Raw genomic sequence first — 24,716 nt, forward strand, 5'->3', positions numbered from 1 at the left:
TCACTGCACATTTCCGCGACGGACTTCTATCCTGCTTCTCAAGCTCGCTGCCGGTCGGCATGATCGGCGGCAACACGGCACATCAGATGCCGAACAGGGGAGGACGGATCGTGGACACGCGTGGCCGCACGCTGCTGGCCAAAATCTGGGACCAGCATGTCATCGCCCATGTCAGCGATGACACCGATCTGCTTCACGTGGATCGCCATCTGCTGCATGACCTCGGCGGCTCCAGCGGCCTGATCAATCTCAAAAGCCGCAACATTCCGGTCCACAATCCCGAACTGACCTTCGCCACGCCGGATCATGCGATTTCGACGGCGTCCGGGCGTGCCGGCACGATCAAGACCGGGTGGGAGCTGTTGGCGGCGTTGCGGACCGAGACATCCGCCAGCGGCATCCGGCTGTTCGACCTCGACCAGCCGGGGCAGGGCATCGTCCATGTCATCGGGCCGGAGCTCGGGCTCAGCCTGCCCGGCTGCCTGATCGTTTGCGGCGACAGCCACACCTGCACCCATGGTGGGCTCGGCGCGCTCGCCTTCGGCATCGGCTCCAGCGAGCTCACGCATGTGCTGGCGACCCAGACCATCATCCAGCGCCGGCCGAAAACCATGCGCGTGACATTCGACGGCCGGCTGCCGTTCGGCGTGACGGCGAAGGATCTCATCCTCGCCTTGATCGGCCATGTCGGCGCCGCCGGCGGCACCGGCTATGCCGTCGAATATGCCGGCAGTGCCATCAGGGACATGCCGATCGAAGGGCGGCTCACCATCTGCAATCTGTCGGTCGAGCTCGGCGCCAAGATGGGGCTGATCGCCCCGGACGACACGACGTTCGAATATATCCGCGGCCGTCCCTACGCGCCGCAAGGCGAGATGTGGGAGCGCGCCGTCGCGGCCTGGCGGACGCTACAGAGCGACAGCGACGCAATGTTCGATTGCGAGGTGTCGATCGATGTCGGGGCCATCATCCCCCAGATCACCTGGGGCACCAGTCCCGAACACGTCCTCGGTGTCGATGGCCGCATTCCGGATCCCGCTGATATCGCCGATCCCGCGCGCCGCGGCGCGATCGAGATCGCGCTCGACTATATGGGCCTGAAGCCGGGCGCGCCGATCGCCGGCACGCCGGTGGATTGGGTCTTCATCGGCTCCTGCACCAACAGCCGTCTCAGTGATCTGCGCGCCGCAGCCGAAATCGCGCGCGGCCGCAAGGTTGCGCCGGGCGTGCGGGCCTGGGTCGTGCCGGGTTCCGAGACCGTCAGGCGCGATGCAATGGCCGAAGGGCTCGACAAGATCTTCATCGACGCGGGCTTTGAATGGCGCGAGCCCGGATGCTCGATGTGCCTTGCCGCAAACGGTGAAACCGTGCCGCCCGGCCAGCGCTCGGTGTCGACGTCGAACCGGAATTTCATCGGCCGCCAAGGGCCGCGTGCCCGCACCCATCTGGCGAGTCCGGCCATGGCCGTGGCGGCGGCGGTTTCCGGTGCCATCGCCGACGTCCGAACCATGGAGCGCTAGATGCCCCAAGCCTTCACCAAGCTCACCGCGACCGCAGCGCCGATCATGCGCACCAATGTCGATACGGACGTCATCATCAGCATCAACCGCATGATCGGAAATTCCGTCCGCGGCAGTCTCGGAAAGTGGGCGTTCGGTTCGCTCCGCTATTTGCCTGATGGCTCGGACAATCCGGAGTTCATCCTCAATCGCGAGCCTTATCGCGCCGCGGAGATCCTGGTCACGGGTCCGAATTTCGGCTGCGGCTCGTCGCGGGAGGCGGCGGTGTGGTCGCTGCAGGAAATGGGCATCCGCGCCATCATCGGATCCGGCTTCGGCGACATCTTCTTCGCCAATTGCTTCCAGAACGGCATCCTGCCTGTCATGCTGGACAAGGCCGTCATCGACGGCCTCGCCGCGGAGATCGAAGCGAGCCAGGGCGCGGGACGTGTCAGTGTCGACCTGCAGGAGCAGACGGTCACCTCGCCATCGGGCGTGCGGCACGTCTTCGAGATCGATCCGCGCCGGCGTGCGGGTCTGCTCGAAGGCTTAGATGAGATTTCGCTGACGTTGCGGCGCGACCACGAGATCCGCGCATTCCAGGCCTGCGACCGCGACGCGCGGCCGTGGATTCACTTTGCAGGACATCAGGCAGGACAATTGGCATGAACACGCTCTCGAACATGATCAAGGTCGCCGTGGTCGGCGGTGAAGGCATCGGTCCCGAGGTGACCGACCAGTCCCACCGTATTCTCAAATGGTTTTCGGCGAGGCGCAGCATTCCCGTGGCGCTGCGCGAAGCGCAATACGGTCTCATCCCGTATCTGGCGACGGGCAAGGTGCTGCCGGACGACACCATCGAGGCGATGGAGGAGGCCGACGCTATACTCTGGGGCGCGACGGGTGGTCCTGAAACCACTGAGGTCCCTCCGGCGGCACGCAAGGCGGGAAGCCTGCTGTCGCTGCGCAGCAAGTACGACCTCTATGCCAATCTCCGGCCCATCGTCGCCAATCCGGCGCTGGCGGACTCCGCGCCGCTCAAGGCCTCGGTGTTAAAGGATGTCGACTTCATCATCATCCGCGAGCTCACCAGCGGTATCTATTTCGGCGAACCGCGCGGCATCGAAACGCTGCCCGATGGCCAGCGCCGCGGTTTCAACACCCAGCAATACACCACCAGCCAGATTCGCCGGGTGGCGCGAACCGCGTTCGAACTGGCGCGGACCCGCAAAGGCCGGGTCTGCTCCGTCGACAAGGCCAACGTGCTGGAAACCAGCGTGCTGTGGCGCGAGGAAGTCACCGCACTGCATGAGGCGGAATTCTCCGATGTCGAGCTGACCCACCTCTATGTCGACAACGCCGCCATGCAGATCGTGCGGGCGCCGTCGCAGTTCGACGTTATGGTGACCTGCAATATCTTCGGCGACATTCTCTCCGATTGCGCCGCCATGGCGTCGGGCTCGCTGGGCATGCTGCCGTCGGTCTCGCTCGGGCCGCCGGACCGGCTGGGCCGCCGCAAGGCGCTCTACGAACCGGTCCACGGCAGCGCGCCTGACATTGCGGGCAAGGGCATCGCCAATCCGCTCGGCTCGATCCTCAGCGTCGCGATGATGTTGCGCATCACCCTCAATCGGCCCGATGATGCCGTGCTGCTGGAGAAGGCCGTGGATACGGCCCTGGCTGCCGGCGCGAGAACGGCCGATATCGCCGAACCTGGCGCAAAAAGACTTTCGACCCAGGAGATGGGCGATGCGGTTCTGAACGCGCTCGACAAGGTGGTCGGCAAGGAGAGGGAGCACGCGTGATGAGGACTCGGGTCACCAGACGGGCCGCGTTGACGATCGTCGCCGGCGCCGGTGCGTCCATGGCGGCAGGGCGGGCATGGGCGGATACCCCGTCGGGCCGCGTGATCTATCCGGTGGCCATTCCGGTCTATCAGTCTCAATTCGTCGCCGACCGGGCCGGATTCTTCAAGGAGGCCGGCCTCGACTGCAAGCTGATCCAGGGCGGCAGCGGGGTGAAGACGCGCGAGATCATTGCGTCGTCCCAGGGCGATATCGGTATCGGCGACATCACCCACCCGATGCAGCTCAGCAATCACGGCCGCAGCGCGCGGGTCCTGATGCCGGTCGATACCCGCAGCAACGCCGCGATCTTCATCATCCGCAAGGATCTGTTCGATCAGGGCATCACCAGCCTGGAGGCGCTGGCGAAGTGGAAGCGGCCCGATGGACGAAAGCCGATCGTCTCGGTGTCGTCGCTGGGCGGCACCAACCACGTCTGGGCGTCCTATTACATGGAAACCATGGGACTGGACGACAAGGTGACCTGGATCGGCACCGGCAATGTCGACACCATGATGGGCACGTTGAAGACGAAACAGGTCGATGTTCTCATCAACTCGCCATCGATCCTGAAGGATTCGGTCGAGCAGGGCTGGGGCGCGTTGTTGTTCGATGGAACGGACGAGGCGGTCTGGGCCAAGTACATCGGCGGCAAGGTCCCGGTGACGTCTCATTTCACGCTGCAGGCGACCATCGACAAGGACCCGCAGAAGATGCAGGCGTTCGTCACGGCGCTGTGGCGCGCCACCCTGTGGATCAAGGGGCACTCTCCCGAAGAGATCTACGATATGATCGAGCCTTACGTCGGAAGCACGTCGCGCGATGCGAATATTTTCGACAGCGGCGTCATGAAGAAGGTCACCGATTACGAAGGCATCATCGATGCCGCCAGCTTCGCGCGCGGTCAGAAGGTCTGGTTTCGTGAAATGACCGGCATCAAGCCGCTCGCGATGGCCGACGTTGTCAACACCAGCTTCATCGAAGCGGCACGCAAGGCCTATCCGGCTTGACGATCCAGGCTATACACACGCCGCACGTCGATGCGCCGCCTGAGACGCGGCGCATCGACGTGCGCGGTTTGTGCAAGACTTTCCAGCTGGCGGGTACGGCCATCGAGGCCGTGCGCGACGTCTCGTTCAATGTCCGGCGCGGCGAATTCGTCGCCCTGCTGGGGCCATCCGGCTCGGGCAAGAGCACCGTCCTCAACATGATCGCAACCCTGGTCAAGCCGACCAGCGGGCAGATCCTGATTGATGGTACTCCCGTCGTCCCAGGACAGGCGACGCCCAATGTCGGCTATGTGTTCCAGCGCGATACCCTGTTTCCCTGGCGCACCGTCGCCGACAACATCGGTTACGGCCTCGAACTGGCGGGTGTCCCGGCGGCGGAGCGAAAGGATCGTGTCCGTGCCTGCCTGGCGCAAGCCGGGCTGCAGGATTTCGACAATGCCTATCCCTCGGCGCTGTCGGGCGGCATGCGCCAGCGCGCCGCCTTGATGCGAACGCTGGTCGTCGAGCCGCAGGTTCTGCTGATGGACGAGCCGTTCGGTGCGCTCGACACCCACACCAAGATCGACATGCACGACGTGCTGCTTCGCATCTGGGAACGCGAGCAGCAGACCGTGCTGTTCGTGACCCATGATCTCGGCGAGGCCCTGACGCTGGCGGACCGCATCATTCTGTTTTCCGCGCGGCCGGGCCGGATCAAGGAGAGTTTCGAGGTGGATTTCGCCCGCCCGCGCAATGCGGTGAAGATCCGGGAGACGCCGCGTTATGCCGAGCTGTTTCAGCTGATCTGGCACTCGCTCGGCGAGGAATTCATCAAGGGCCGCAAGCCATGAGGCGAGCGCGCCGCCCCGGCAGAACGTTGGCTTGGCAGATGTTGATCTGCGTCGGCTTCCTGTCGATCTGGCAGTGGGGGTACGATCTGCACGGCCGCCTTCCCTGGCTGGTGCCGGATCTGCTCGACCCCTATTTCGTGTCCAAGCCGTCCGACATCTTCGAGCACTTCCTGATCCTGAGCTGCCTCAAGTCCAAGCTCGGCGTGTTCAACGGCTGGTTCAATGGTGAATTCGCCCGCTGCATGGCGCGATCCGAGAACAATCTCTGGATCGCGACCGCCGTCACCCTGAAGAACACGTTCTTCGGGTTCGTGACCGGTGTCAGCAGCGGCTTTGCCGCGGGCCTCGTGCTGGGCCGTTCGGACCGGCTCAGCGCGATCTTCCAGCCGTTCATCACGGCGGTGAACTCGATCCCCCGCATCGCGCTGGCGCCGATCATCGTGCTGGCCTTCGGCATCGGCGATACCTCGAAGATCGTCACGTCGTGGATCGTGGTCGTCTTCCTCGTGTTCTTCAATACGTTCGAAGGGGCGCGCTCGATCGACGAGGGTTTTGTCAACGCGGCGCGGCTGCTCGGCGCCAGCGAGTGGCAGATCACCCGCACGGTGGTCATCCCCTCGACCATGGCCTGGGTCTTCGCCTCGCTGACGCCTGCGATCTCCTTCGCCCTGATCGGCGTGATCGTCGGCGAGTTCATTGGTGCGGAACGGGGAATCGGGCGCCTGATCATCGAATCCGAGGCACGCGCGGAGGCATCGGGAATGATGGTCGCCGTCGTCGTGCTGATGCTGGTCGGCGTCGCGCTGTCCGCGTTGATCTGGCGATTGCAGGCCTATCTGCTGCGCTGGCAGCAGCATAATCTCGCGGAGTAGCCCGAGCAGCGGCCTGCGGATTACGACCCCGCCAACACCGTCCGAGCCGTCGTCACAAACGCCTGCGCCGCCGGCGACAGCGTCCGTCCCTGACGCTGCAGCAGCGACACCGGGCGGGTGATCGCCGGGCGTATCAGCGGTCTTGCGATCAGCGTCGGGAATTGATCGGCCGGCAGCATCGTCGCGGGGAGGATGGCGAGGCCGAGGCCTTGGGCTGTCATGGCGAGCGCGGTGTTGATCAGCGTGACCTCATAGGTTGGAGAAAGGTGCTTGCCCTGCGCGCCGAGGGCCTGGTCGATCTGCATGCGGATTCGCGTCTCGCGCCGCATCGCGATGGTCGGAAGCTGCGCCAGTTCGTCCCATGTCAGCGCGCGCCGCGCGGCGAAGTCGGCGGTGCGACGGCCGATCGCGCTCAGCCGGCCGCGGGTCAGCGTCTCGATCGTCATCTCCGCGAACTCACCCTCGACGCTGCCGATCGCGAACTCGGCATCGGTTGCGATCAGGCGCGGAACGAGGTCGTCGGCGGCGACGTCACGCATGTCGATGTCGATCTCGGGATGGCCTGCGCGGAATTTCGCGAGAACCTGCGGCAGCAGTGCCGAAGCGGCGCCCGCCGACGCGACGAACGCGACGCGGCCGGCGCGCGCCTGCGCGAGGTCATGCATGCGCCGTGACAGGCCCAGCGCATCGCTCAGCATGCGTTCGGCGGCGTGAAAGGCCTCGTCGGCGGCCAGCGTCGGCTGCACTGAACGCGTGGAGCGATCGAACAGCTTCACGCCGAGCTGCACTTCGAGCTGCTGGATCAGGAGGCTCGCCGCCGATTGCGTGATGCCCAGCTCGCGCGCGGCCCGCGTGATGCTGCGCGTGCGATACACGCCAGTGAAGGCCCGCAATTGTCGCAAGGTGACATTCATCGGAAAAGCTCATGAATTGATGAGTTCTTTCCGACTTATCGCATAAGAGGCCTTGCAATAAAATGCATGCTGCGCGGGCAACGAATCCGCGATGATGCGAGGGGATGGAAACGAGCATGAGGACACAGGTGCTGGTCGTGGGCGCCGGGCCCGTGGGATTGACTGCGGCCATGGATCTGGCCTCGCGCGGGATCGACGTCGTCGTCGCGGAGATCCGCCATGCCGGCGATCCGCCCAGCGTCAAATGCAATCACGTCTCGGCGCGATCGATGGAAATCTTCCGCCGGCTGGGCGTCGCCGCAAAGCTGCGCGACGCGGGCCTGCCCGCGGACTTCCCGAACGATTGCTCCTATCGGACCACGGCGACCGGCATCGAGCTCTGCCGTATCGACATTCCCTCGCGCGCGCGCCGCTACAGCGCCACCGGCGGCCCCGACACCTGGTGGCCGACGCCGGAGCCGCCGCACCGGATCAACCAGGTCTATCTCGAGCCGATCCTGTTCGGCCACGCTGCCGCTCAGCCGCGCATCACCATTTTGGCGCGCACGGAAATCACCGATATCGAGCAGGACGACGATCGTGTGGTCGCGCTGGGTCGCGACCTCGACAGTGGAAACGCGCTCCGCATCGAAGCCGACTTCGTGATCGGGTGCGACGGCAGCCGCTCCCTCGTCCGCAAATCGATCGGCGCCAGCCTGTCCGGCACGCCGGTGATCCAGCGCGTGCAATCGACCTTCATCGAGGCGCCGCAACTGAAGGAGTTGATGGGCGCGCACAGGTCGGCCTGGATGGTGCTCTCGCTCAACCCGCGACGTTCCGGCACCACCGTTGCGATCGACGGCCACGACCGCTGGCTGATCCATAATCATCTGAGGCCCGACGAGCCTGAGTTCGACTCGGTCGATCGCGACTGGTCGATCCGCGCCATCCTCGGCGTCGACGAGCGGTTCGAGTACAAAATCCTCAGCAAGGAGGATTGGGTCGGGCGCCGGCTGGTGGCCGATCGCTTCCGCGACCGCAAGGTCTTCATCTGCGGCGACGCCGCGCATCTGTGGATGCCCTATGCGGGCTACGGAATGAATGCGGGCATTGCTGATGCCGTCGACCTCTGCTGGCAATTGGCGGCGCATCTGAACGGCTGGGCACCGGCTTCGATCCTCGATGCCTATGAGGCGGAGCGCCAGCCCATCACCGACCAGGTGTCGCGCTTTGCCATGGATCACGCGATGAAGATGATGGCGCAGCGCGGCGGCGTGTCCGCGGAGATCGAGGATGACACGCCGCGCGGCCACGCGGCGCGCGCTTCGCTTGCGAGAGCGGCCTACGATCTCAACGTGCAGCAATATTGCTGCGCAGGCCTCAACTTCGGCTACTATTACGATGCCTCGCCGATCATCGCCTATGACGGCGAAACCCCGCCGGCCTACGCGATGGGGAGCTTTACGCCCTCCACCGTGCCGGGCGCCCGGGCGCCGCATGTCTTCCTGCGCGACGGACGATCGCTCTACGATGCCTTCGGATCGGGTTATACGTTGCTGCGGCTTGACTCGGCGATCGATGTGGCGCGGCTGCTCTCTGCCGCAGAACAGCGCGGCATGCCGATCGCGCTGGTCGACATCGCGCCGGACGAGGCGAACGGGGCCTATGCCGAGAAGCTCGTGTTGGCACGACCCGACCAGCACATCGCCTGGCGCGGGCAGGCCGCGCCCGAAAATCCGCAAGGCCTGCTGGCGCGCATCACTGGTGCCGCGGCGTGATCGAATAGCAGGCTGCCTGCCAACGGCACGGCAGCCTGGTCGAGCCTACAAACAAGAATACGTAATGGGGGAGGAGAAATTGTTTCACGTTGCAAGGCGCCGCATTCTGGCCGTCCTGACGGCCGCGACTTTTGCCGTGCTGCCGCTGGAAGCCGGCCGCGCGGCCTATCCGGAGCAATTGATCAAGATCATCGTGACCTTCCCGCCCGGCGGCAGCGCCGACACCGTCATCCGTGCGCTCGAGCCGCTGGTCACCGCCGAGCTCAAGCAGAGCCTGGTGATCGAGAACCGCGCCGGGGCAGGGGGCAATATCGGCATGGCCGCGGTGGCCCAGGCCAGGCCCGACGGCTACACGTTCGGCGTTGCGCCGGCGGGCGCGCTGACGGTGAACCCGCACCTCAATTCGTCGATGCCGTTCGACCCAAAGGATCTCGCGCCGATCACGCTGCTGGCGGAAATTCCCTTTGTGCTGGTCGCGTCCGCGAACGTGCCCGCGCACAATGCAGCAGAGACGATCGCGCTCGCCAAGGCGAAGCCGGGCGCGCTGTCGATCGGGCATGGCGGCAATTCGACCGCGATGCATCTGACGGCCGCGCTGTTCACGCAGAAGGCGGGGATCAGCATGGAGCTCGTTCCGTATCGCGGGACGGCGCCGGCAGCGGTTGATGTCCTTGCGGGACATGTCCCCTTCGCGGTGCTGGATATCCCCGCATCGAGGCAATTGATCCTCGAAGGCAAGCTCAACGCCGTCGGCGTTTCGTCGGCGCGCCGGCTTCCATCCTTGCCCGATGTGCCGACGCTTGCCGAGAGTGGCATCGCGGGCTTCGAATCCGTGGGCTGGTTCGGGCTCGTTGCTCCCTCAGGCACACCCGCGGACGTCATCAGCAGGCTGAACGAGGCTTTCACAAAAGCCCTGAAAGACCCGGTGGTGGCCGAGAAGATCCGGACCCTCGGCGCAGAGCCCGCGCCGACCTCGCCGGAGCAGTTCGGCCGCTTCATTCAGAGCGAGAGCACGAAATGGGGCAAGCTCATCAGCGAGGCCGGCATCAAGGCGAACTAGTTAGCTAGGCCTTCCTCTCCGCCGATCAAGCTTGCTTTTTCTGACGGAGCCGTGACGGCCAACCGATCCTGACCAGGGTCTCGTCCGGGTCCGACAGCGCAAACTCGTACATTCACCACAGCGTGTCCTCCGGCCCCTGTCCGTTGGCCAGCTCGCCCGAAAACTCTCGCGCGAGTTCGTCGACGGCCTCGGTGTAGAGATAGAGGCCGAACGGGTTGCGGCCTCTGATCAGCCAGCCTTCGACGGCATCGGTGAGATGGAGATGGCCGCCCTTTCCATCGGAGAGGATGCGATAGCTGTCCTCACCGTCCTCCGGCTTGTCGCTGTCCGCGCGCGTAAAACCGAGYCGGGCGTAGAATTTCTCCGAGGCGTCGAGGTCGTTGCAGGGAAGGATGGACGTCAGTGCGTGAGTTGGYGTCATGCGAATCCTTTTGCGGTAGAGTGTCGATACTTGGGGACGGAAGGTTCAAAGTCGTCACGGCCCGCCGTCCCGACCAGCTTGCGTCCTTTTGAAGACGACCTTATAACCTCGCGGAGGTGCCGAAGGGGCGCCTTCCCGCACAAGAGGCTCTCACCCTTCGAGAGGTTGTCCGTTTTCTTCCGGCGATACGATCCTTCGATCGGCATCCGGGAAGGCTAACGATGACGAGCTCTTTGTTCGGCAATAGCGGGAGTGTCGGACGCCTCATTGGGGTTGTCATGAACACCGTATTCTCGTCGGGCGCTGCGATGCTCGAATTCCCAAGCACGTGCGATGAATTGTTGCGTGAAATCAAAATTCGCGCGCGGTTACGCTTGAATGATCTGACCAATGAATCGCCGGATGTCATATTCTACGCACGCTGGATATCGAGGCGGCGACGCTGGGCGTGGCCCGAGAAATGGAAGTTCCCGCGCTCGGGAACGCGCAGACCATCGGGACTGCATTGCAGTCGACCAAAGTACAGCTCGTGATCCTGGACGGCCTGAACCATGAAGCCGAACTGAGTGCGGTCGATCTCGTCCTGCCTCGAGTTCGTCAGTTTCTGCATGGCGGGTCATCATCATGACGGCCGGTGACTTACTCGGTTCGACCGTGAACGCGAAGCCGCTGTCGCGCGGGGGCGCGCGCCCSGCGCCCCCGCGACCAGAGCGGTGACGGGTTGAACCTGCTACCGTCGCGGCCCGACCAACAGCATCCCGCCAGCCGGCAGGGAGCGAGGTGTTTCACGACGATGTTCGACAAAACCTACCGGCAGCGCCTCGAGGCTGATCTTGCGCAATGGGAAGCCGACGGCGTGATCGCGCCGGCGACGGCCACCTCCATCCGCAGCGCGCTGCCGCCGCTCTCGCCCGGCATCAACATCGCCGTCGTCGTTGCCATCGTCGGCGGTCTCTTGATCGCAGCCGCCTTCCTCGCCTTCGTCGCGGCGCACTGGACGGAGATCGCGCGGCTGCTGCGGTTCGCGATCCTGATCGCCGGCATGGTCGTCGCCGGCGGCCTCGGGGCGTGGTTTGCCGCGACGGGCCGCAATGTTCTCGCCGATCTCTGTGCGAGCATCGGTGCGATCATCTTCGGCGCGGGCATCGCGCTGGTCGGCCAGATGTATCATCTCGGCGAGGATTTCGCCGGCGGCATGCTGCTGTGGTCGATCGGAGCATTTGCCGCCGCCCTGCTGACCGGATCGCGCGGCGCGCTTGCGGTCGCCCTCGTCGCGGCCTGCATCTGGACCTGCATGCGCAACTATGATGCGCCTGATGTCCTGCATCTTCCGTTCGTGGCGGTCTGGCTGATCGCCGCCGCGCTCGCGCTTGCATGGAATTCCCGCGTGGCGGCCCATCTCGTCGCGGTCGCGCTGCTTCCGTGGTGGATCGCGACATCGCTCCGCTTCGAACTCGACGGTGCCCAGCCGTCGTTCGTGCTCGCGAACGGCGCCGCCCTGCTGTTCGGCGCCGGACTCGCAATCGCCGCTGTGCCGACGCCGAGGGCGCTGCGCCTCGGAACGGTCCTGTCGATCTACGGAGCGTTTTCGCTGGCCGCCGTCGCTTGCCTGGAGGTGACAACGGTCGACGACATCATCCGCTTCCGGAACAGCACGGTGCCGGCCCAGCCGCTTTGGGCGATCCTGTGCGGGGCCGCGGGCGTGATCCTCGCGCTTGCGTCCGCCGGGATCACCAGGCGTGCGGGTGAAATCCTTGCGGCATGTTCGATCGGGCTGGTCCTGCTCGCGGCGCCGATCTGGCCGGCATCCACGGCCGGCGAGCCCTGGTTCGCCTATGCCGCGCTGCTCTGCGCCATGCTGTGCCTTGTTGTCTCCGGTGTGCTCGATGATGTGCGTCCGCGGATCGTTGCCGGCTGGCTCGGGATTGCCGGCGTCATCGCGGGCATCACCTGGGCGGTGAAGGGCTCGCTGCTGCGCCGATCGGCCTTCCTTGCCGCGGCCGGTGTGATTGCCGTGGTATTTGCCACCGCGCTCAATCGCGCGCTGCCGAGGGCCCAGCGATGATGGAGTTGACCGCGTTCGTGACAAAACTCTGGCAACGCATCCCGAAAGCCGTGCTGTTCGGTGTCGCCGTCCTGCTTCAATGCGTGCTGCTGGTGCTGATGGTCGCCGATCGAATGCAGATCCTGCGCGAAGGCCGTGAGGTGACGTTGCAGACGCAGCCGGTCGATCCCCGCGATCTCCTGCGCGGCGACTATGTCGTGCTCCGCTACGACATCTCGCAACTGCCGGCGGGCACGCTCGCCGGCCAGCCGGCGGCCGAGCGCAAGCCCGCCGTGTTCGTCAAGCTCGCGCCGAATGCCAATGGTCTCTACGAGGCCGTCTCGGTGCATGCCGAGCCCGTCACGGTCACGGCTCCCGAAGTGCTGATCCGCGGCCGCGTCTCCTATTACGGCGGAACCTGCGGCTCGGGACCGCGCGTCTTCTGCGAGAAACTGGCGATCAAATACGGTCTCGAAAGCTATTTCGTGCCCGAAGGCGAGGGCAAGAAGCTCGAGCAGGCCCGCAACCAGCAGAAACTCCGGGTCGTCGCCGCCGTACTCCCCTCAGGCCGCGCCGCCATCAAGCGGCTGCTGCTCGACGGCGAGCCGGTCTATGAGGAGCCGTTATACTAGGCGCTGATCATTTGGCCTTCAGCGCCAGCCGCAGCACGTCCCACATTCGCGGATCGCTCATATGCGCCACGTTGAAGCGCAGGAAGTCCGATGCCGTTTGCGACACGCTGAAGACGTTGCCCGGCGCGAGCACCACATCCTCCTCGAGCGCGGCGCGCGCAACGGCGGTGGCATCCTGTCCACCCGCGAGGCGGCACCAGAGGAAGAAGCCGCCGCGCGGCATCAGCCAGGGCTCGATGCCCAGCGCCTGAAGTTTTCGCGCGACGTCGCGGCGCGTCCGCGTGAGCTTTTGCCTGAGCTCGTCCATGTGCTTGCGATAGCTGCCGCCGGCCAGGACCTTGGCGATGATCTCGGTCGCCACCGGGCTCGGGCCGCCAAAACTGGTCGCGACCTGGAGGTCGACGAGGTGCTCGATCCAGTCGGCCCGCCCTGCGATGTAGCCGCAGCGCACCGAGGCCGACAACGTCTTGGAGAAGCTGCCGATGCGGATCACGCGGTTCAATCCGTCGAGCGCGGCAAGGCGCGGCGAGCGCTCCGGCTCGAAGTCGCCGAAGATGTCGTCCTCGACGATGGTGAGGTCGTGCGTCGCGGCCGCAGTCAGAAGCCGGTGCGCGGTCTGGAGCGAGATCGTCGCGCCGGTCGGATTGTGCAGCGCTGAATTGGTGATGTAGAGCCGCGGCCGCTCAGTCGCGAGGATCTGCTCGAAGCGCGCGACATCGGGGCCCGACGGCGTGTAGGGCACGCTGACGATCTTCGCCTGATGCGCCCGCAGCAGCGCGCGAAAATTGAAGTAGCAGGGATCGTCGACCAGCACGGTGTCACCGGGACGGAGCAGGAAGCGGCAGATCAGGTCGGTCGCCTGCGTGCCTGAACCGGTCAACATCAACTGGTTGATCGATGCCTCGATCGCGTCTTCGGCGAGGCGCGCGAGCAGTAGCCGGCGCAGGGCAGGAGAGCCGCTCGTGCTGCCGTAATTGGTCAAAACGCTCGCGTCGGTGCGGGCAAGCGCACGGGTGGCGCGGCGCAAGGCCGCCTCCGGCATCCACTCCGGCGGCAGCCAGCCGCAGCCGGGTTTTGGCACGGCATCGTCCGTGTCGAGCGATTGCCGCGACACCCAGAACGGGTCCACGGCCCGGTCGCGGCGGGGCTCGACTTCGGTCAGCGCCAGCGGCGGGGTGACGGCCGATGAGACATAGAAGCCCGAGCCGCGACGGGCGCGGATCAGGCCGTCGGCGGCCAGCCGATCATACGCTTCGACGACGGTGGACGGCGAAACACCCATTGTCGCGGCAAGGCTGCGAATCGACGGCAGGCGGTCGCCGGTACCGAGTGCGCGGGTCGCGACCTTGGCGCGGATCGCGCCCATCACGTCGCTGGTCCGCGTCCCGCCCCGTCCCTTCGTTTGCGCCTCGCCGCCCAAGGTGTATTACCTTCCATATCCATACAGTTTTGCCGGATTGTACTGGATTGTCGCTGGTCTCGCCACCGGCGACGGTCGATGATCGTGACCCAAAAGGCGAGACGGACATGCAATCTGCAGGCAGTGGCTGGGGCAACGGGCTTCTCGGCGTCATCATCTTCAGCGGCTCGTTGCCGGCGACGCGCGTGGCGGTCGGTGGTTTCTCCGCGCTGTTCCTGACGTCCGCCCGCGCGGTCATCGCGGCCCTGATCGGTGTGGCCGTGCTCTTCCTGCTCCGCCAGGCGCGGCCGCAGCGGAAGGATCTCGTCTCGCTCGCCATCGTCTCCATCGGCGTCGTAGTCGGCTTCCCCCTGCTGACAGCGCTCGCGCTCCAGCACATCACCTCCGCGCATTCGATCGTCTTCATCGGGCTCTTGCCGCTGTCGACGGCGATCTTCGCGGTGCTGCGCGGTGGCGAGCGACCGCAGCCGCTGTTCTGGCTGTTCGCTGTCCTCGGCAGCACCACGGTGGCAGGCTTTGCTTTGTCCAACGACGGCTCGGCATCAGTCACCGGCGATCTCCTGATGGTCGCGGCCATCGTGCTGTGCGGGCTCGGCTATGCCGAAGGCGCCGCGCTGTCGCGCCGCCTCGGCGGCTGGCAGGTGATCTCCTGGGCGCTGCTGCTCGCGCTGCCGCTGATGGTGCCGGTCGCGATCCTGACATGGCCGCCGACGTGGAGCGGCGTCGGCGTGCCCGCCTGGATCGGGCTCGCCTACGTCTCGGTCTTCAGCATGTTCGTCGGCTTCATCTTCTGGTACCGGGGCCTTGCGGTCGGCGGCATTGCCCGCGTCGGTCAGTTGCAGCAGCTCCAGCCGTTCTTCGGTCTCGCGCTCGCCGGCTTCCTGCTGCACGAGCCGGTCGCATGGAGCATGATCGCCGCGACCGCACTCGTGGTCGTCTGCGTCTTCTTCGCGCGGCGATATGCCTGAGGCGGTGATCGCAGTTCCCGACCAGGGTCTGAAGTTGATGACCTTGATCGAACGCGCTTCCATCTGGTCATTGGCTCGCGACCACACCTTGGCGCGGTCGTTATGCGACTGCCAACGTTGATCTAGATCAACGTCTGTTCTTGCACGCAGTGCCGCACTGGATGGGAGAGTTATCTCCCCGGTGCATCGCGTGCCCTGTTTCGCGATCACAGTGACAGCATCCGCCTGGCTGGTCTGCTCGTTTCGCTGATGGGACGGTGATCGGCATCCTCACGCGACTGACAGAAATCCGCAGAAAGCAAGGGAAGGAGCACGTCATGCGACACGGAACCAAATTTTGGCTAGCCGGCGCCGTTATTGCCTGCGCAGCCATGGGCTCGGTGCAGTGGTCGGAGGAGGATGGTCTTTCATTCTCGGTTCAGAGCGCACAGGCCCGCGTAGGGCGACCAGCGACCCCAGTGAGTGTCGCCGGCGTCGCGCGGCGAACGACGCGCCGCGCCGTAGTCGGTGGAGCGGCCGTAGGCGCCGCTGTCGCGGCACCAACGTGCGCCCGCGTGCTGGTCAATGGCGCCTGGGTCTGTCGCTAGGAAAGCTCTGTCCTTCATGGGGTGATCGCAGCGACCGCGCTCGTGGTCGTGTGCGTCTTCTTCTTCGCGCGGCGGTTGGCGTGAGGCCTGTGCCTCACGCCTGCCCCATCACCGTCCGCGTCAGCGCGCTCCGGGCAAACTTCTTCAGCGGCATCGGCTTGCCGAACAGAAAACCCTGTACGAGGTCGAAGCCGAGCTCGTTGGCGGCGACGAGGTCGGCGCGGCTCTCGACGCCTTCGGCCACAGTGCGCGCGCCGTAGCCGTGGGCGAGCTCGACGATGTGACGGCACACCGTGCGCTTCAGCCGATCGCTGCCGCTGCCGGTGACGAAGTGCCGGTCGGCCTTCAGCTTGATGAAGGGAATCTTGTCCAGATCCATCAGTGACGGCCAGTTGGCGCCGAGATTGTCGATCGACAGGCCGATATTATGCAGGCGCACCTCGCGGGCGACCTCGACGAGGAATTCGAGATCGCGGATCGCCTCCTCGCTGTCGATCTCGATCGTCAGCCCGCCGAAGGCCGGATGCGTCGGCATGCGGCGGCAGAGATCGCGCACCGCCTGCGGCTCCTTCAGATATGACGTCGGCAGGTTGATCGAGAGATCGACCGGGCTCTGCTGCTCCAGGAGATAGTGCCAGTCCTGCAAGGCGCGCTCGATCACGAACTCCGAGAGTTCGCGCAAATGCGGATCGTGCTCTTCGGGGATGAAGTAGGCGGGCGGCACTACGCCCCAGGTCGGATGCCGCATCCGCACCAGCGCCTCGGCGCCGCTGCGGACCAAGGTGCGCGCGTCGATCTTGGGCTGGTACCAGAGCTCGAGCCAGCCGGCGTGAAGGGCCTCGCCGACATAGACGGCCGGGCTCGGCGCCGGCTCGTCCGRCAGCAGCATCGCGACGCGCTCGCGCAGCGTCTCCGCGGCAAACGGCGTGGTCAGTGGCGGCAGCATCGCGAGGCCATACTCCTCGCCGACCTGCTGCACGGCCCTGACGATGATGGACTCGCGGGCGCCGACGGCGAGAACCTTGCCGTCGAAGGCCTCGCGCACCAGCGTCTCCAGAAACGTGCCGGGCTCGATGCCGTCGGCGGCGATGCCGAGCAGGATCAGGTCCGGCAACTCGCGGGTCAGCACGGTCTGCAGCTCGTCCGCGCTGGCGCATTCGCTGGTGACGAAACCAAGATCCTCCAGCACCTCGGCGAGGAATGCGCGCAGATGGCGCTTGCCGTCGGCGACGCATGCGCGCGGCGTTACCTTTCGCCGTCCGAAGGTTTTGGGCCTCCGTCCGGCGAGCTCAACAAGTTCATCGTTCATCGCAAACCACTCCCGTTCCGCGACAGGTGTTAGCGATGGGAGCAGTTTCAAATATGGAGAGCTTCAGTCGATTGTTGAATTATCTGGGTAACGTTAAAGCCCGCATCACGTCTAAAATTGTCTGGATCTTCTTCCAGAAGTTTTTACGTCTGCCCGCGCGTCGCGCGCGGGCGTGCGGCAATCCCGCGCAATTTTTGCAAGACGCGGCTTGGCTGCGGACACGCGCGCTGTCCTGTAATCGGACGAGGTCGCGCGCACTTCGCCCAATTGAATAATGGACGCCTTAATTGCCTGTGGCCGTGGCGCGCTGGGTCATGCAGTACCAGCTCGCGACCGCGACTCAGGACGGGAAACGCCCTGTAGAATCCGTGCTTGTCGAGCTGCGCATTCAGCTCGTTCAACGCGCTACGAACCGCTCGCGTTTCGCGCGGCGCTGGCGCGCGCGTGCAATGCCGCCATCGTCGATGTCCGCCGGTTCGATCTCATCGCAACCTCCTTCCCGTCGCTCTTGCGGTGCATCGCAGGATCGACGCGATGGCAGCGATGGGAGAGTTCATTTTCACGCGATGCGCGCATGTTCCATGGTTTACGCGTGACAGTTCTGCGACAACGTGGCCGGCCGCGGCGGCGCAAATGTGAAGCACATCACATGTGTCTTGCTGCACCTGCGCTATTGCTGTGCGCAGCCGGTGGTGGGCTGTCGAGGATTACAGCAATGACGACGCGGCGATTGATGTATTGGTGGTTCAGATTCGTTCTGTCAGGGCGATTTACCGATCGCTTCCTGTGCCTGCCGCGGGCGGAGTAGCCGCGCCGCAATATCAGGTTTGCCCGATCAATTTGCGAAACGCCGCCGCGCCGTCCTGCACGGCGTCGCGTCCCTTCCAGGCCAGATAGGACAGCTTGCCGCCGAGCGTGTCGTGGCTGCGCAGCCGGCGCGAGCCGAGAATGTGGCCGACATTGGAGGGGAAGCGGCTCACCTCGGCGGACACCAGCGCCGCGATCGCATCCATCAATTGCTGGAGCCGGGCGCCCCATTGGCAACCCTCGATGCCGTCGATGCGGACCTTGAGCGCATATTCGGTGTCGTAGATGTCGGCGAGCAGGTCGCGCGCGACCAGCACGCGGTTGTGCTTGAGCGCGACCCGCAGGGCGAGCCGCTTGTCGTCGAGCCGGTCGAGCACCATGGGAACGACGCAGGCATAGGGCGTGGCGGCGACGTCGGCCACGCTCTTGCTCGCGGCGATCCTGGTGGCAAGGCGCACCAGCTCCCAGGACGTCTTCAGCCGCCTCGCCACCAGCGCCAGCGCAAAGGGCAGCGCGTCCGGGTGGGACTTCCTGAAGGCATCGAGTTGCGCGGTGATCTGGGCAACCTGGCCGTCGTCGAATTTCGCAATCTTCTCAGGCAGCTTTTCGTTGAACTTCGGCAGCGCGTCGCCGGCGCGCAGCACCTGCTGCATTTTCCTCACGTCGTCGAAGGCGGTGCGCGAGGCTGTGTATTGCGTGAGCTTGGCGCGTGCGAACTCGGTGCTCTCCGCCGATGCGAGGGTGTTCTCGAGGACCTTGAGGACCTTGGTCTGGAAGATCGACGCGGTTTTCAGCACTTCCTTCGGGTTGTTGGCGGTGACCTGGTCGTTGATCGCCTTGATGTAGTCGCGCGCCATGGTCGGCAGCAGGTCGCGGCAGATCCACTCCCAGATGGGCGTGAGCGTGTTGGGTGAAATCCGCCCCGCATTGGCATGCTCGGGTGCGCCGTCGATCAGGAGCAGTTCGAGCGGCGCGAAGAAATAGCGCGAGGGACTGGTGGCGCGTGCCTGGGTCGATCCGTCCTTGCGGAACTCGGCGCGCAACTTCGCCTGGATGTCGGACGAGCCCGGCATGTCGATGCCGCACAGTTCGAGCCGCTCGAGCTCGCTGAGCAGACAGCTGCGCGAGAGCGGCGTCAGCCTCTGCAAGAACTCGGACAGCCGATCGATCTCGTTCATGGCACGCAATCTTCCGCAGCGTTTCCCGCAGGCCTACCGGCCTCATGCGTGGAGGCATTTGCGCGCTCTCAATCGTGACTAAGAGAAGCAAGTTATTGTTAATTTATCCGTAAAAACCGGGAGGCGCGGGCGCCCGCTGGGGAGCGTTGGTTAAGGAGGCATTTCGTCGCCTGCTCAAGTTTTGGGCGAAAACCTCAACCTACGCGTGGTCGATTGCGTGGGTACTCAAGCATARATTGTGCCTGCGCCGGCATTTCAGCACAAAACTGCCAAAATTACCGTAGTCTTACGGAGCAAAAAGTTAACCACAGACCGGCCTCGGTTCCGCTAAACGAGTCACATGGGGTCACAGAACGATACGGCCACCGATTCGCGGCCGTCGGAATGGTTCGAAAGCAGCTCTGCTCCGACCGAAGAGCTCGATTTCGCCCGCCTGAACGCGGTCCGCGCCAAGGCCGCCGACGAGATGGCCAGCGCCATCGCCCGCGAGCTCAACGGCCCCCTGACCGCGCTCCTGCTCTACATGGGCGAGATCAAGCACCACAGCGACCAGCTCGCGCCGGTTACGGCCGATCGAGCCTATTTGCAGCGCGTGGTGGAGAATGCGCTGGCGCAGACCGAACGTGTCTGCGGCGTGGTCAAGCAGCTTGCCGGTCCTCACAGGGATGCCCTGCCGATCCCGTCCAGGACCGAGGGCGCCGAGTTGAACGCCGCCCGCGCACAGCAAGCGCAGCGCGTGCCGAGCACCGAGTTGCTGGGCCTGTCGGGCCAGAAGCGGCTGACCAAGCGCGAACGCGAGGTGTTGAGGCTGATCAGCGAGGGCTACTCGAACAAGCAGGGCGCGCTGCGGATGCAGATCAGCCCGCGCACGTTCGAGAGCCATCGCGCCGAGGCGATGCGCAAGCTCGGCGCGCGCAACACCGCGGACCTCGTCCGTGCGGCGCTGCTGCATTCGATCGATTGAGGTTCTGTCCTGCGCCGCCGGGCGGGCGATCAAGCCTGAGGATGGCCTAGGGACCCGATGGGCTCAGAGATAATCCTCGGCGAAAGGGCGCACCCGCGACGGCGGCCGCAGCGACTTGGGCTCTTCCTTCGGCGCGCTCGGAATGATCGTGATGGTCCAGCGCGGCGGCATGCTCGATTCCTGCTCCAGCACCGAGCGAACGAAACCAGTCACCGTCGCCTCGCCATCCTTCACCGTCGCGGTCCTGCCGTTGAACTGTGCGATGCGGAAGCGACGGACCTCTTTCTGATCCGCAGTCTCATAGGTGAACATGGAAACCCTCCTGGTTTCCGGCGACTATCGCCACCTATGATTAGCCATCTGTGAAAATCCCAAACCGTAGAAGTACGGCGGGCCTGGCGCAGTTTTCGTCAGAGCGTTTTTGAGCGAAGTGGATACGGTTTGCGCAAGCCCCGCTCCGATTCCATCGAAACGAAAATGGCTCTAGCCCTGCGGCTCCTGTGCGCGCGCGGCGGCGTAGGCGGCATCCATCAGGTCGAGGAGACCGTGGAATTCGGCCTCGCCAAGCGTCTCCGCGGTCTGCTCCAGCCGCAGCGCCAGCGCCGCAAGCCTGACATAGCCGAACGTTCCGGCCGCGCTCTTCAGCGAATGCGCTTCGCGGGTGATCCTGGCGAGGTGCCGCGCGAGCGAGAGCGTGCGGAACAGCTGCAGGCGCGCGCAGGTCTCGCTCCAGAACACGTCACGGACTTCACAGGCCCCGTCCTCGCCGATCTCCCGCACCAGCGCTTCGTACGCACCCGGCTCGCGCGCGGGCGCAGCATCGAGCGCTTTTGGCATCGGCGCGGCGGTCACTTCAAACATGGCTTTGGCCCGTCCTGGTCACGGTTCGTCTGCCGCGCGGCCTGTACGGCGCGAGGCACGCCCCGTGTCTACGGCATCCGAATTTCAGTTCCGGTAGCAGGACGATCCGTGTTTGCAGGCCGGCGTTAGCCGCCGGTTTACCAAGGCGCCGGTCAGCGCGGGCCGAGCAGCCGCTCGTACTGCGCCTTCACGGTGGCGTAGCATTCGCACGCCGTCTGGCGCAGGCCGTCCAGGTTGAGGATCTGGATGTGCCCGCGGCTGTAGTGGATGAAATTGGCGTGCTGCAACGTATTGGCGACCAGCGACACGCTGTTGCGGCGCGCCCCGATCATCTGCGCCATCGCCTCCTGGGTCAGCAGCAGCCGGTAGTCGCCCGACAGGTCATGGGTGTGCAGCAGGCAACGCGACAGCCGCGACTCCACCGGATGGGCGGCGTTGCAGCCCGCGGTCTGCTGGACCTGTGCGTAGACGGCCAGCCCGTGACGGGTGAGCAGCGTCCGCAAGGTGCTGCTCTGGTCGGCCGCGTCGCGCAGCCGGTCGAGGTCCATCACGGAGGCGGCACCGGGGACCAGCACGATTGCCGTGTTCAGCGCGCAGGCATCGCCCATGGTCGAGAGCGTTCCGAGCAGGCTGTCGCGGCCGACCATGGCGACCTGCACATGCTCGCCCTTGGCGAGTTTCACCACCAGCGAGATGACGCCGCGGTGGGGGAAGTAGGCGCGCTTGAGCGTTTCGCCGGTCTCCACCAGGATCGCTTCGTGCGGCAGATCGATCATGCGCAAATGCGGGCGGACTAATTCGTAATCCTCCGCCGACAGTGCGGACAGGAAACCGTTGGATGGGCGCGCCATCGTTTCCAAGACTGCCTCCGTCTCGTCAGCCCCCGAACTCGAAGCGAACGGGCTGCTCGCTGCACGGATAAGTTTGATCATGTTCTCGTCGGGATATATTGGCAATTGGGACAAGATGTCCGGTTGCGATGGCGCCCCCGCTGCACTGTGTGCACACCGGCATGCAGCAGGCCGGTTGCGCCGGGCTATCTTCACCGCGGGGCTCCCAGCAGGCGGGCGTGGCAGCCCTTCACCGCCGCATAGCAGTCGCAGGACCTCGTCTCCAATGCGTGCTCGTCGACGATCGCGATCTGGCCGCGGGTGTAGTGAATGATGCCGGCGCGCTGGAGCGCATTTGCGACGAGGGAAATCGCGTTGCGCCGTACGCCCATCATCTGCGCCAGCGTCTCCTGTGTCAGCGGAAGGAACTTGCTGTCGGACAGGTCGCGGGCACGCAGGAGCCAGCGCGCCAGCCGCGCTTCGACCGGGTGCACCGTATTGCACAGCACCGATTGCTGCGCATGCGCGAGCAGCGCCTGCTCGTGGCGGATCATCAGGCCGCGAAATTGCGCGCTTGCGGCCGCCACCGCTCGGAAGGCCGCGATTTCGAGCACGGACGCAGTCCCGGGGAAGAGCACGGCGGCATCCGTCGGAGCGATGCCGTCGGCAAGGGCGGCGCCGGCGCCGACGGCGCTGTCGCGGCCCAGCATCGCGACCTCGATCATCTGTCCCTCGGAGAGACCCACCGTGATCGAAACGGACCCGCCGTGCGGGAAGTAGACATGTCGCAGCGCGGCGCCTGCCTCGGCCAAGACAGATTCCCTGACCATTTCGACTGTCGCGAGATGGGGGCGCAGCAGATCGAAATCCGCCACGCCGAGCATTTGCAGCAACTGGTTGGACGGGTGGCCGCTCGCGGTCATGCAGGTCAATCCGGCGCGTTCGATGGTACGATCGGGCGCCGCGCCCTGTGCGTCATCCAGTTGCACGGCGACCAAAACATATTGTAAGGGTTGTGGTGTCGTCCATATACCCGTTGGGGGGGCAGACAGGCTGCGGCATTTGCGGCGGAAATTGAGAAACGCACGCTGATTCGCGCGTTAATTAGGGGTGTCCGTCTTGCGCCGGGCGGCAGGAAAAAGCGGCAAGAGGGCTGTCATGAGCCGCTAGCACCGCATCTGCGCCGCCATCGGACGCCGGCCGGCACCTGCGGCTTCCCCTCAAGCGGGCATTCTCGCCATCCGGGACTGGTCTGCGCGACTTCGCGACGCCGCGACTGTCGCACCACTTGCGCCTGATTTCCCGACAGGACCGTTGACGCTTGCGGCCATCAATGTTTCGACCCCAGCCAGGGGAGAGCGGCGTGCCCCGCGGTTTGATGTTTGAATCGCCGAAACGGGAAACTCAAACGGGGACGGCAGACCTGCACCATATTCTCGTCGAAGACGACCCGATGGTGTGCATGGCCATCGAGATCTATCTGCAGCGGAATCATTTCCGGGTGACGATTGCCGACGGAGGAGAAGCCGGCCTCCGCGCTCTCGAGAACGAACAGGTCGATCTGATGATGATCGACATCTTGATGCCGCATATGCGCGGGTTCGAGTCGATCCGGATCTTTCACGAGCGCGCCGGCCATTCCGCTGATCGCGATGTCCGGCTACGCGTTCGCAAATTTGAACGCGCCCGCACCCGACTTCCTCCGGATGGCGCTGGAGCTCGGCGCTGCGCGTTGCCTTCGCAAGCCGTTTACACCGGATGCGTTACTCGCTGCCATCAAGGATTGCCTCGCGGCGCAACGTGCTGTCTCCGCAATTGGGTTAGCGCGGTAGCAATCGCGGCGGCCGCGAAATAAGCGTTCGTTTACCGCAAGCGCAGCTGTTGCGGATTGAGCAGGCGAGCAGCGGGCGGCGGTGTGAGCGATTCTGATTGCGCGTGATTTGATTCAATTCGCGCGGCCCGTGCATATCGTCCTTCGCCGACGGGATTTTTCGCGCACGTCGCCGTGTTGTTATCGGAGCATTTACCTATTGCGTCTGTCGCGTGAGATGCGGCGCCGCTTTTGTCGCAAGACGCTATCGCAGGCCTCGAAGCGCAAACTTGTCTTCAATATCCGTATTAGCACGGAGGCTGAAATTAACGGGACCGTGAAAGGGGTTGTCTAACGATCCAGGCGCGGACCTCCGCCGAACTCCAGGTGCGGCCCAGGCGTCGAAGTCCGGCTCAGTAAGGCGTAGCTCATGGATGATCTGTTGCGGGAGTTTTTGACGGAGACCAGCGAGAGCCTGGACACCGTCGACAATCAGTTGGTGAAGTTCGAGCAGGAGCCGAATAACGCCAAGATCCTGGATAACATCTTCCGCCTGGTCCACACCATCAAGGGCACGTGCGGCTTCCTCGGACTGCCGCGGCTTGAAGCGCTGGCGCATGCCGGCGAGACCCTGATGAGCAAATTCCGTGACGGCATGCCGGTGACGGCCGGCGCGGTGACGGTGATCCTGTCCTCGATCGACCGCATCAAGGAGATCCTYGCCGGSCTSGAGGCGACCGAAGCCGAGCCCGAGGGCACCGACCGCGATCTCATCGACAAGCTGGAAGCGATGGTCGAGCAGGGCATGGCGGCAATGGCCGCAGGTGCTGTTGCTGATGCACCGCCGCTCGTGCCGGAAGCTCCCACTCCCGTCGAAGCAAAGGCCGCACCGTCGAAAGAAAAAGAAATGACCGAGGGCWCGCTGATCGAYCAGACCCTGGAGCGYCCGYTGCGTCCGGGCGAAGTCTCGCTCGACGAGCTCGAGCGCGCCTTCCGCGAGACCGCGATCGAAGCGCCGGCCCCCGTCGTCAAGGCCGAGCCCGCGCCGGCTGCTGAAGCTCCCGCGCCCGCCGCCAAGGAAGCTGCGAAGCCGGCCAAG

23 protein-coding genes and 1 pseudogene are annotated in these 24,716 nt (G+C 65.0%); 14 read left to right on the plus strand and 10 right to left on the minus strand.

The window, feature by feature from the left end; genetic code table 11:
* The first annotated feature begins 86 nt into the window (after positions 1 to 86).
* The 6 genes from leuC to AB4Z51_RS24500 are packed head-to-tail and all read left to right on the plus strand — an operon-like array spanning position 87 to position 6,055.
* Positions 87 to 1,520 (plus strand): 3-isopropylmalate dehydratase large subunit, encoded by a 1,434-nt coding sequence (leuC, locus tag AB4Z51_RS24475; RefSeq protein WP_434057388.1) that lies wholly within the window; start codon positions 87 to 89, stop codon positions 1,518 to 1,520.
* Complete coding sequence (gene leuD, locus AB4Z51_RS24480; protein ID WP_085399695.1) at positions 1,521 to 2,168, plus strand: 3-isopropylmalate dehydratase small subunit; 648 nt, start codon at positions 1,521 to 1,523, stop codon at positions 2,166 to 2,168.
* Positions 2,165 to 3,304, plus strand: coding sequence for a 3-isopropylmalate dehydrogenase (gene leuB, locus AB4Z51_RS24485; protein ID WP_085399694.1), 1,140 nt, complete (start codon positions 2,165 to 2,167; stop codon positions 3,302 to 3,304). The genes leuD and leuB overlap by 4 nt, the downstream gene beginning before the upstream one ends.
* On the plus strand, positions 3,304 to 4,353 hold the full coding sequence (locus tag AB4Z51_RS24490; RefSeq protein ID WP_085399693.1) for an ABC transporter substrate-binding protein: 1,050 nt from the start codon (positions 3,304 to 3,306) through the stop codon (positions 4,351 to 4,353). The genes leuB and AB4Z51_RS24490 overlap by 1 nt, the downstream gene beginning before the upstream one ends.
* Positions 4,350 to 5,183 (plus strand): ABC transporter ATP-binding protein, encoded by an 834-nt coding sequence (locus AB4Z51_RS24495; RefSeq protein ID WP_085399692.1) that lies wholly within the window; start codon positions 4,350 to 4,352, stop codon positions 5,181 to 5,183. Before AB4Z51_RS24490 ends, AB4Z51_RS24495 begins: the two co-directional genes overlap by 4 nt.
* Positions 5,180 to 6,055, plus strand: a complete 876-nt coding sequence (locus AB4Z51_RS24500; RefSeq protein WP_028158517.1) for an ABC transporter permease — start codon at positions 5,180 to 5,182, stop codon at positions 6,053 to 6,055. The genes AB4Z51_RS24495 and AB4Z51_RS24500 overlap by 4 nt, the downstream gene beginning before the upstream one ends.
* 20 nt (positions 6,056 to 6,075) lie before the next feature.
* On the opposite strand, the gene AB4Z51_RS24505 is transcribed toward AB4Z51_RS24500, so the two are convergent.
* Positions 6,076 to 6,969, minus strand: a complete 894-nt coding sequence (locus tag AB4Z51_RS24505; protein WP_085399691.1) for a LysR family transcriptional regulator — start codon at positions 6,967 to 6,969, stop codon at positions 6,076 to 6,078.
* A 116-nt stretch (positions 6,970 to 7,085) separates the two neighbouring features.
* Between AB4Z51_RS24505 and AB4Z51_RS24510 the strand changes: the two genes are divergently transcribed.
* Positions 7,086 to 8,726, plus strand: a complete 1,641-nt coding sequence (locus AB4Z51_RS24510; RefSeq protein ID WP_441498176.1) for an FAD-dependent oxidoreductase — start codon at positions 7,086 to 7,088, stop codon at positions 8,724 to 8,726.
* 79 nt (positions 8,727 to 8,805) lie between these two features.
* Positions 8,806 to 9,786 carry a Bug family tripartite tricarboxylate transporter substrate binding protein gene (locus AB4Z51_RS24515; RefSeq protein ID WP_441498177.1) on the plus strand — a complete coding sequence of 327 codons (981 nt, stop codon included), beginning with the start codon at positions 8,806 to 8,808 and terminating at the stop codon, positions 9,784 to 9,786.
* 112 nt (positions 9,787 to 9,898) lie between these two features.
* Here AB4Z51_RS24515 and AB4Z51_RS24520 read toward each other — a convergent pair whose 3' ends face one another.
* Both AB4Z51_RS24520 and AB4Z51_RS24525 read right to left on the minus strand, forming a co-directional pair.
* Entirely contained in the window at positions 9,899 to 10,207 is a 309-nt protein-coding gene (locus AB4Z51_RS24520; RefSeq protein WP_441498178.1) for a VOC family protein, read from the minus strand.
* A 412-nt stretch (positions 10,208 to 10,619) separates the two neighbouring features.
* Positions 10,620 to 10,817 carry a hypothetical protein gene (locus tag AB4Z51_RS24525; RefSeq protein WP_085399688.1) on the minus strand — a complete coding sequence of 66 codons (198 nt, stop codon included), beginning with the start codon at positions 10,815 to 10,817 and terminating at the stop codon, positions 10,620 to 10,622.
* Positions 10,818 to 11,000: 183 nt separating this feature from the next.
* Between AB4Z51_RS24525 and AB4Z51_RS24530 the strand changes: the two genes are divergently transcribed.
* Both AB4Z51_RS24530 and AB4Z51_RS24535 read left to right on the plus strand, forming a co-directional pair.
* A complete protein-coding gene (locus tag AB4Z51_RS24530) occupies positions 11,001 to 12,272 on the plus strand; it encodes a DUF2157 domain-containing protein (RefSeq protein WP_354079645.1) in 1,272 nt (423 codons plus the stop codon).
* Complete coding sequence (locus AB4Z51_RS24535; RefSeq protein ID WP_085399686.1) at positions 12,269 to 12,883, plus strand: GDYXXLXY domain-containing protein; 615 nt, start codon at positions 12,269 to 12,271, stop codon at positions 12,881 to 12,883. The genes AB4Z51_RS24530 and AB4Z51_RS24535 overlap by 4 nt, the downstream gene beginning before the upstream one ends.
* A 7-nt stretch (positions 12,884 to 12,890) precedes the next feature.
* Here AB4Z51_RS24535 and AB4Z51_RS24540 read toward each other — a convergent pair whose 3' ends face one another.
* Positions 12,891 to 14,249 (minus strand): aminotransferase-like domain-containing protein, encoded by a 1,359-nt coding sequence (locus tag AB4Z51_RS24540; protein ID WP_244623496.1) that lies wholly within the window; start codon positions 14,247 to 14,249, stop codon positions 12,891 to 12,893.
* A 161-nt stretch (positions 14,250 to 14,410) separates the two neighbouring features.
* Here AB4Z51_RS24540 and AB4Z51_RS24545 point away from each other — a divergent pair, with 161 nt between their 5' ends.
* Complete coding sequence (locus AB4Z51_RS24545; RefSeq protein ID WP_085399713.1) at positions 14,411 to 15,271, plus strand: DMT family transporter; 861 nt, start codon at positions 14,411 to 14,413, stop codon at positions 15,269 to 15,271.
* Between the two features lie 681 nt (positions 15,272 to 15,952).
* On the opposite strand, the gene AB4Z51_RS24550 is transcribed toward AB4Z51_RS24545, so the two are convergent.
* Positions 15,953 to 17,167, minus strand: coding sequence for an EAL domain-containing protein (locus tag AB4Z51_RS24550; RefSeq protein WP_441498179.1), 1,215 nt, complete (start codon positions 17,165 to 17,167; stop codon positions 15,953 to 15,955).
* An 821-nt stretch (positions 17,168 to 17,988) separates the two neighbouring features.
* Positions 17,989 to 19,152 (minus strand): hypothetical protein, encoded by a 1,164-nt coding sequence (locus AB4Z51_RS24555; RefSeq protein WP_085399683.1) that lies wholly within the window; start codon positions 19,150 to 19,152, stop codon positions 17,989 to 17,991.
* A 340-nt stretch (positions 19,153 to 19,492) separates the two neighbouring features.
* On the opposite strand from AB4Z51_RS24555, the gene AB4Z51_RS24560 reads away from it, so the two are divergent.
* Positions 19,493 to 20,116 carry a helix-turn-helix domain-containing protein gene (locus AB4Z51_RS24560; RefSeq protein WP_071908605.1) on the plus strand — a complete coding sequence of 208 codons (624 nt, stop codon included), beginning with the start codon at positions 19,493 to 19,495 and terminating at the stop codon, positions 20,114 to 20,116.
* 63 nt (positions 20,117 to 20,179) lie between these two features.
* On the opposite strand, the gene AB4Z51_RS24565 is transcribed toward AB4Z51_RS24560, so the two are convergent.
* The 4 genes from AB4Z51_RS24565 to AB4Z51_RS24580 all read right to left on the minus strand — a co-directional run bounded on the left by AB4Z51_RS24565 (position 20,180) and on the right by AB4Z51_RS24580 (position 22,730).
* Positions 20,180 to 20,428 (minus strand): hypothetical protein, encoded by a 249-nt coding sequence (locus tag AB4Z51_RS24565; protein ID WP_085399682.1) that lies wholly within the window; start codon positions 20,426 to 20,428, stop codon positions 20,180 to 20,182.
* 171 nt (positions 20,429 to 20,599) lie between these two features.
* Positions 20,600 to 20,977 carry an Hpt domain-containing protein gene (locus AB4Z51_RS24570; RefSeq protein ID WP_063980460.1) on the minus strand — a complete coding sequence of 126 codons (378 nt, stop codon included), beginning with the start codon at positions 20,975 to 20,977 and terminating at the stop codon, positions 20,600 to 20,602.
* Positions 20,978 to 21,129: 152 nt separating this feature from the next.
* Positions 21,130 to 21,828, minus strand: a complete 699-nt coding sequence (locus AB4Z51_RS24575) for a Crp/Fnr family transcriptional regulator (protein ID WP_193560938.1) — start codon at positions 21,826 to 21,828, stop codon at positions 21,130 to 21,132.
* Positions 21,829 to 22,019: 191 nt separating this feature from the next.
* The gene (locus AB4Z51_RS24580; RefSeq protein WP_085399711.1) at positions 22,020 to 22,730 is read right to left on the minus strand and encodes a Crp/Fnr family transcriptional regulator; all 711 of its coding nucleotides are present in this window, start codon (positions 22,728 to 22,730) and stop codon (positions 22,020 to 22,022) included.
* Positions 22,731 to 23,185: 455 nt separating this feature from the next.
* Between AB4Z51_RS24580 and AB4Z51_RS24585 the strand changes: the two are divergent.
* Both AB4Z51_RS24585 and AB4Z51_RS24590 read left to right on the plus strand, forming a co-directional pair.
* Positions 23,186 to 23,639 (plus strand): annotated as a pseudogene (locus AB4Z51_RS24585) (response regulator).
* A 408-nt stretch (positions 23,640 to 24,047) separates the two neighbouring features.
* Positions 24,048 to 24,716 (plus strand): Hpt domain-containing protein (locus tag AB4Z51_RS24590; protein ID WP_441498180.1); only part of this gene is annotated, 669 nt, incomplete at its 3' end.

This window comes from Bradyrhizobium sp. 2TAF36, assembly GCF_052114925.1.
Classification (GTDB): domain Bacteria; phylum Pseudomonadota; class Alphaproteobacteria; order Rhizobiales; family Xanthobacteraceae; genus Bradyrhizobium; species Bradyrhizobium barranii.